6 protein-coding genes and 1 tRNA gene are annotated in these 7,428 nt (G+C 54.3%); 3 read left to right on the forward strand and 4 right to left on the reverse strand.

Annotation, left to right across the window (positions count from 1 at the left end):
• The 3 genes from IGS51_RS00125 to IGS51_RS00135 form a co-directional block, all read left to right on the forward strand.
• A partial coding sequence (locus IGS51_RS00125) for a helicase-related protein (protein WP_297074729.1) occupies positions 1 to 1,755 on the forward strand: 1,755 nt, incomplete at its 5' end.
• 98 nt (positions 1,756 to 1,853) lie between these two features.
• Positions 1,854 to 1,927 (forward strand) — tRNA-Val (locus IGS51_RS00130).
• Between the two features lie 140 nt (positions 1,928 to 2,067).
• Complete coding sequence (locus IGS51_RS00135) at positions 2,068 to 3,195, forward strand: tyrosine-type recombinase/integrase (RefSeq protein ID WP_297074730.1); 1,128 nt, start codon at positions 2,068 to 2,070, stop codon at positions 3,193 to 3,195.
• On the opposite strand, the gene IGS51_RS00140 is transcribed toward IGS51_RS00135, so the two are convergent.
• The 4 genes from IGS51_RS00140 to IGS51_RS00155 all read right to left on the reverse strand — a co-directional run.
• Positions 3,148 to 3,456, reverse strand: coding sequence for a hypothetical protein (locus IGS51_RS00140; RefSeq protein WP_297074732.1), 309 nt, complete (start codon positions 3,454 to 3,456; stop codon positions 3,148 to 3,150). The two genes, IGS51_RS00135 and IGS51_RS00140, sit on opposite strands and share 48 nt — an antisense overlap.
• 10 nt (positions 3,457 to 3,466) lie before the next feature.
• Positions 3,467 to 6,598, reverse strand: coding sequence for a plasmid replication protein, CyRepA1 family (locus IGS51_RS00145; protein ID WP_297074733.1), 3,132 nt, complete (start codon positions 6,596 to 6,598; stop codon positions 3,467 to 3,469).
• A 56-nt stretch (positions 6,599 to 6,654) separates the two neighbouring features.
• Positions 6,655 to 6,840: a helix-turn-helix domain-containing protein gene (locus IGS51_RS00150; protein WP_297074735.1), complete on the reverse strand. Its 186-nt coding sequence runs from the start codon at positions 6,838 to 6,840 to the stop codon at positions 6,655 to 6,657.
• A gap of 248 nt (positions 6,841 to 7,088) precedes the next feature.
• Positions 7,089 to 7,428: hypothetical protein (locus IGS51_RS00155; RefSeq protein ID WP_297074736.1), on the reverse strand; the 340-nt coding region annotated here is incomplete at its 5' end.

Here is a 7,428-nt window from a genome sequence, read left to right on the forward strand (position 1 = left end):
GACTCAGTAGACACCTTTCCCTGGGCGGGGCATTTGGGCCTGCGAATGTTTCAGGAACTCGTAGACGCACTGGATATCGAAACCTCCACGCTGATTTTCACCAACACCCGTGCCCAGGCAGAAAAGTGGTATCAGGCGCTCACGTTTGCTCTGCCCGATCACGCAGACCGCATTGCGCTCCATCACGGCTCTATCGACGTGCAGGAACGAGAGGCGATCGAAGCGGCAGTGAAAACTGGGAACATCAAGTGGGTCGTCTGCACCTCGTCGCTAGATTTGGGTGTAGATTTTCAGCCTGTGGAGCGCGTCGTGCAAATTGGCAGCGCCAAAAACCTGGCTCGGCTGCTGCAACGGGCCGGGCGATCGGCCCACATCCCCGCAGGCACGTCCGAGATTTTCTTCCTGCCAACCAACTCGCTAGAGCTATTGGAAATCTCCGCTTTTCGCAACGGTTTGGCACAGGGCGACATCGAGGTACGCCGCCCGCTACACAAGCCCTATGACGTGCTAATTCAGCATTTGGTCACTCTGTCCTGCGGCGACGGCTTCACACCTGCCGACACGCTCTCTGCCATTCGCCAAACCATATCCTATGAATGCCTAACGGATGCTGAATTTACCTGGATACTTGACTTTCTGGAAAAGGGCGGGAAGTCGCTCAGTGCCTATCCAAGATACAGAAAAATCACGCTGGAAGACGGCCGCTATCGTGTCACCGATCCACAAATCACCCGGATGCATCGCATGGGCATCGGAACAATTACATCCAATCAATCGGTACAGATTCAATACACCAATCGCCGCAAAATTGGCACAATCGAGGAAGGCTTTGCATCCAAGCTTCAAAAGGGCGATGTGTTCTTTTTTGCAGGGCGACAGCTTGAGTTTTTTCAGATGAAAGACATGGTGGTATATGTCAAAAGCACAAGTAAGAAATCTACCGTAACACCCACCTGGGGTGGCGGAAATCTCGCAATATCCGACACGCTGAGTATGCATCTGAGACGTGAAATTGAACAGAGCCAGGATGCAAGCACGAATCTAGAACTGACCTGCTTGAAACCAATTCTGTCTGCTCAGCAGCGCATTTCCCATTTGCCCGCTGCAACCGAGTTGTTGATTGAAACCTGCAAGACCCGCGAAGGACAGCATCTTTATGTTTATCCCTTTGAAGGGCGCTTTGTGCATGAGGGGCTGGGCTTTTTGTGGGGCTATCGGTTTGCGCGACAAAAGCAGGCAACGTTTACGATTTCCGTAAATGATTACGGGTTTGAAATCCTCGCGCCCAAAGACTATCCCTTTCACGAGTTGTTTTCCGAAGACTTTTTTAGCCTGGAAAATCTGGAAGCCGACATTCGCGCCAGCCTCAACCTGTCGGAACTCACTGCTCGCAAGTTTCGCGGCATCGCCCAGATTGCTGGGCTGGTGTTCAAGGGCTATCCCTCTGCCAAAAAGACGGCAGGGCAACTCCAGGTTAGCTCGTCGCTGATTTACGAAGTGTTTTCCAAATATGAACCGGATAACTTGCTGCTGAAGCAGGCAGAGCAAGAAGTCCTCACTGATCAGCTGGAGGTGCATCGGCTGGCCAAAACGCTGGATAGAGTGCGATCGCTCTCTCTGGTGTGGCAAACCACCAAGCGCCCGTCGCCCTTTGCCTTTCCGCTGCTGGTGGAGCGGCTCAACTCGCGCCTGTCGAACGAGAGCCTGCTAGAGCGCATCGAGCGGATGAAGCAGCAGTGGGACGGCAAAGCGTGAACCCCAGGCAGAAAAAGCATTTCAGCCAGCGTTCTGTAGAATTGGGGACAAAAAGCTTGATGCGATCGCCCAAGGCTGCTATACTAGTAAGCTGTTCAGGACGCATAGCTCAGTTGGTTAGAGCACCACGTTGACATCGTGGGGGTCACTGGTTCGAGTCCAGTTGTGTCCATCCCTCAAACCCGCTCACAGAGCGGGTTTTGCATTTCAGGGGTTCCGGTTTTGTTGGGTATAACACCGGGTACACGCCCTCACTCTGGTACGATTTAATACGGTTTTCGGGGTGCGCTGGGTAGCGAATCGGGTACAAAAATGGGCAGCGTTAGGGTCGAATCTTGCAGAGGGCGCTTGCGCCTGAGATGGCGGGTCGATGGCCAGCGCTATTGCTTCTATCTGGGGCTGGACGACACCCCTACCAACGCCGCCAATGCCAAGCTAAAGGCAAACGAAATTGAGCGCGATATCGCTCAAGATATCTTCGATCCGACGCTTGAGCGGTATCGAGGCGGGAAAGCCAGCAAGTCGCTAGAGGTGCATGAGCTATTTAGGCGATACCTGGAACATAAGCGGGATGAGGTTTATAGCCAAACCCTGACCAAATACAGCGGGCTGCTGACCCATTTGAAGGCGTACTTCGGCGGCAAAACCATTGGGCAACTTTCGCCCGCAGACTGCCAGAAGTTCAAGCGCTACCTGGAAAACAAACTGGTTCCCAGAACCGTTCAAGAGCGGCTGTGGATGCTGGAGTCCTGCTGGGATTGGGCGATTGCCCAGCGCAAGGTAGCGACGAACCCCTGGAAGGGTATGGCCAGCAAAGTCAAGCCAGGCCCAGCGCCGCGCCCCAATCCCTTTACACTGGATGAGGTCAGGCGCATTGTCGAGGCGTTCAGGCAGCATCGCAGCTATCGCCACTATGCGGATTTCGTCGAGTTTTTGCTGGGCACGGGTTGCCGCACTGGCGAGGCGATCGCCCTGGTCTGGGGTGACGTGACAGAGGATTGCTCACAGATTTGGTTTGGCAAAACCCGCTCTGTGAGCAAGATTCAGGAACTTAAGGCAGGGCAAGCGGGCTTTGTGCCGCTGAGCCGACACCTGCGAGAGCTGCTGCAACGCCGCCGCCCAGTGGAGGTAGACCCCGAAGCGCTGATTTTCCCCGCGCCTCGCGGTGGCTATCTCGACAAGCACAACTTCAGGCGCGTCTGGGAAAACAGGCTGGCGATCGCGGGTGTACCCTACCGCAAGCCCTACACCAGCCGCCACACGCTCATCACCTACTGGCTGCAACAGGGTGAAGATCCCTTGACGGTTGCCAAGTTTTGCAGGACTTCACCCCGCATGATTTACCGCAGCTATGCAGGCTACATCCCAAGCAAGACAACGCTTCCAGCACTCCTAGATAGCGCGTTTGCGTCGCTGGATTTGGCTGATCCGGGGAACTAGCGCCTGGTAGAGGGCGATCGCATCCAGGTGCATATGAGTGTCGTTTTGGCTTTTGGCCGTGAGCCAAAGCTGAATCATGCGTTTGTTAAAGGTCAGCTTGCCGTTTCGCTGCACCTGGAAGAAATGAATCCCTCGATGCCACATGAATGGGTCGTCTTTGATCTTCAATTGCTCGGCCAGCGTGGTGTCTTTCCAGGACAACATCGCCAGAATTTCATCCCGACTGACGACCTCATGGAGGTCAAAAAATTGAGTGTTCACGATTTTACTCCTACGCTGCAACGCCCTGTATCTCAACGCCTCCAGCCCCGTCGCCTGGGACTGAGATCCCCATGCCCCGCAAAATTTCTGGCTCGATTTTTGGGATTTCTTTAGGTTTGCGCCGCCGTTTTTCGACAGCAACCATCAACGCTGTGTATTCGGGCGGTGGCTCGGTCAAGATGGCAACTGCTGCGCCCGTGAGCCGCTGCGTGGCGGCACGCAGCAGCCTGATCCGCGTCGCGTCAAAAAGCTGGGGCAAGGTGTAGATCCATTCCCTGCGCCCTTTCCCGTTGCCTTGCACAGTCACGTACGAGGTGGCTTCAGCCTCCAACCCCAGCCGCCTTAACAATTTGTTACAAATCTCGCATGGCGTTTGTCTCTCAGCAACGTTAAGTCCCAAGTAGTATCGGATCTCGCTAGCGTAATGGAGCGATCGCCGTCTAATTTCCTGTGCCCGTGGGTCGCTGTTGCTGTACGGCCGCCCGTCCAACAGCGTCAGCAGCCCCACCGCCTGAAGCAACAACGCTTTCAGGTGCGCTTTGGGTAATCGGTGAGTGAGGGCGATCGCCTGCTCAAATTGCGCCTTAGCCGTCTGCGAATCCTCAAACTTCGACCAGTCCAGATTTTGCATTCTAACTTGCAGGGACACGCCGCGCCGCATGGCTCCAAAGTCAGCAAACAGCGCGGTGTAACACTCGTCTTTGTCATTGAAGTCAACACCTGGAAACTCATCGCGGCAAAGCACTTTTAGGGCGGTTTGCCTGAGCTGCCGGGTCGAGTCTGGAGCGTCCAGAATTTCCCTGGCCCATTCTGTGGTTTGGTCGTCTTCTATCTTGATCTCAGCAAACTCTTCAGAGTCCGCCCGCCAAATCGTTTCCAGTGTTTCACTCCACGCTTTTGAGGTTTCTTTGGATGCGGACAAGGCGACCTCTGCAACCTCATGGCGCTGCTGAAGCCGGTGCTTCAAATAGTCCAGTGCGATCGCCTTCTCAGCCCCCACCGCCGCTGCGTTCTCGGCATAAAACCTTTCACAAGCCTGCTGGATTTCCAGCAATCGAGCGACATCCTCGCCTGCATCAGCGGCTTCAATTAGGTCTGTGACTTCCAGCCCCAAAAGCCGGGGAAGCCCTTGGCGGGTTTGGTTCAGGCGCTTCTGTATCTCGGACTCCCACAGCAAACCTTCATCGCCTGATGTGGGGATAAACGGCTTTGCAAAGACCCGTCGAGGCACTGGCAGTCGATAGCGACCGAGCTGCTGGAGCCAGGTTGAAGGTGATAGGCAGGTGAAGTAACCCCAGACCGCATCAAAACCAGGAACCTCGATGCTCACACCGCTTTTGCCACTGGGTGAAAGAATTAACAGATCAGCGATTCCATGTTCGCTTAGGTACTGATTCGGGTTACGCCAAAAGGCAGCAAACCGCCCACCCTCATTGGTTTGCGAGTCAATTCTTAAGACCTTTTTGTCTGGTAGCTGCTGGCTGACTAGCAGCTCCAGTCGCCGTCCCGCTAACTGGCTGCTGGTGACGAACATCAACTTTTCGCCTTGATCCAGCGCCGCCAAAAGCTGAGAAAAATACCCACTAGGCGACCCGTTCAGCACTTCGACAGCCCAGCGATCGCCCTCTGCCTGATGTTGAAAAAACCGCACCCGATTGCACTTCGACAGATCTGAAATCCAATTCAAGGTTCTAGGCAGTAGGTCGGCTTCAGAGAGGACGATCGCCCCATCTCTACCAGGCCGCTCTAGAATCGCCGCCAAGCGGTCGAGAATCAGACTCTGACGCTTGCCTAGCGTGCCGCCCTCGACAATGTGGGCAGCGGCCTGGTTCGCTTCGTCGAAGATTACCAGCAGAGGGCGATCGCCATCCCAAAACTCTTTGGGCACTCGCAGCAGCGAGTCAGGGCAAAGAACCAGACCATGCGCGTATTTAACCTCGTCCTGGAATAGCCGCGCCTGCTCTGAGTTGTTCAAATCGTAATTGTGAATATGAGGCAAGTCCCAGCGCTCGGATGTTTGCTGACCAAGCGAATTCATTGGCGACAGCACTAGAACATTCCACCCACGGGCGATCGCACCCTGCACCCAATCAGCGCCGATCCGCTCGGTCTTGCCTGTTCCCATTGGGGCGTCGAGGGCATAAATCGCGCCTGGTTCAATGGCTGGCAGCTCTGGCAGGTAGCGCCCCGTTGTTACCCGCTCTGGCAAGCATGGCATGACGCGCCGTTGCTCCAACGCCGCCAGCAGCGAGGCTTTCAGGCGATCGCGCTTCCAGGCGTCGAGGGTTGGGGCCGTGCTGATGACCCCTGCCAGCCACGCGGCGGGGTCGCCCTGGTGAACCAACGCATCGTCAATTCCTTTTCCCGCTGACTGATCCCACGTCCACACCGCAACGCGCCCGATCGTTGCCTCCAAAGCTCCGCCCAGCTTGCGAATTTCAGCCCCAACTGCCCGCACCGTGCGGGGTCTGGCGTCCTGGTCAAACGCGATCGCCCATTCCCGCCCAGGCGCGGCAAACTGGGCGATCGCCTCATGGAGTTGGCGAGATCGAGGGACATTCCAGCACGACACACCACGCAGCGCGATCGCTGGGATGCCTTGATCCATAAGGGCTAAAGCCTTTTTAAATCCTTCCGTGATGGCGATCGTACAGCCCGATCGCTGCACGGTCTGCCAAAACGTCTCGCCTGGGGCTGGTTCAATTTTTTGTCTCTCAAAAACTTTTATCGCTGTCGCCTCGTCCACCCACGGGAGGATCGGAGTGGCTCGATCGCCGAATTTTGTTTCGTATTTCACGGCTTTCGTCTGCGACCCAAAACCCACAGCCTGCCTAGGTTTTCGGGGTTTCGCGTAGATGGCCGGCCCCTCGCCGCCGTCGAGCGTTGTGCCGTAGGTAAACCAAACGCCAGAGGCGATCGCCTCTGCCTTCGCCCGCGTGGTTTCCGTCCGGGATTTCCGCGCCCAATGGCTCAAACCCAGTTCCAGCAAGGCTTCCACGTCTTCGGCGTGAAAAATGTTTGCCTGAGTCAGCGCGTCGGGTACACCGCTGCTGCGAAAATCGTCCAAAACCCAGTTGGGCAGCAGGTTTGGGCGATCGAGCTGGGGCGTGACGTCCCCAAAATTTTGTGATATATTTTTCATACGTGACTGTTTAATTTTGTGGAGGGAGCCGAGCCAACGGCTCCCTTTTTGCGTTTTTAGCCTGCGATCGCCTGATTTTTCGTCCAGGCGGCGATCGCCGCTTCGTCATACCGGATCGTCCGCCCAACGACAAAATATTCTTCGCCCGCAGACATTTTTTCGCGGGTGAGTTTTCGCAGGGTCGGGTGCGAAATTCCAAGAATTTCACAAATTTTCTTCGGCTTTGCAGAAAATCTCTTCATTGCATTTTTCTCTCTGAATCTTCGATACTCTTTCACATTTGCTAGAAATTTTCAACCGTTTTTCTGATCTTTTTTTTGAAAATCTTTCGTTATTTTCAAATGTTCCAGAACCAGTCTGAGCAAGCATTAGAGCCTCGAACAATTATGTTTTAATATAATTGCCAATTCTTTTAGTATTGCTGTACTTCATGCAGTTCAAGGGTTTGGGGCGATCGCCCCATCTCGACAGAAACACCCGCAAAACATCGTCAGTCCTTAATAGTTCCTAAAAGTTCCTCAGTTGTCTTTAATAAAAATTTACAATTGACCTCTAAACATGGGACAAAATCACGACTTTGCAGGGCGATCGGTTCTGGAACTTCTGTAAAACTTGCAGATCTTGCTGATTGCAACATCCAAAACGTTGCCCTGGTTCTGGAACATTTGAAAAGATGAGATATTGATATCAAAGTGACGATACTTTGATGCAAGTCTCCATTTTTCCAGAGTTTCCAGAACCGCTGAAAACCAGCGATATAAAGGCTTTGGGCGCGATCGCCTACATACAAAACTTCCGAAGTTCTCACGTTTTGTGAGGACTTTGAGTGA

Origin of the sequence: Thermoleptolyngbya sp. M55_K2018_002 (genome assembly GCF_015295965.1) — a bacterium.
Taxonomy (GTDB): Bacteria; Cyanobacteriota; Cyanobacteriia; order Elainellales; family Elainellaceae; genus Thermoleptolyngbya; species Thermoleptolyngbya sichuanensis.

What these genes read in the sequence shown, in the direction of transcription:
- IGS51_RS00135 (WP_297074730.1), top strand. Translation starts at nt 2,068, where the DNA reads ATGGGCAGCGTTAGGGTCGAATCTTGCAGAGGGCGCTTGCGCCTGAGA.
- IGS51_RS00150 (WP_297074735.1), bottom strand. Translation starts at nt 6,840, where the DNA reads ATGAAGAGATTTTCTGCAAAGCCGAAGAAAATTTGTGAAATTCTTGGA.
- IGS51_RS00145 (WP_297074733.1), bottom strand. Translation starts at nt 6,598, where the DNA reads ATGAAAAATATATCACAAAATTTTGGGGACGTCACGCCCCAGCTCGAT.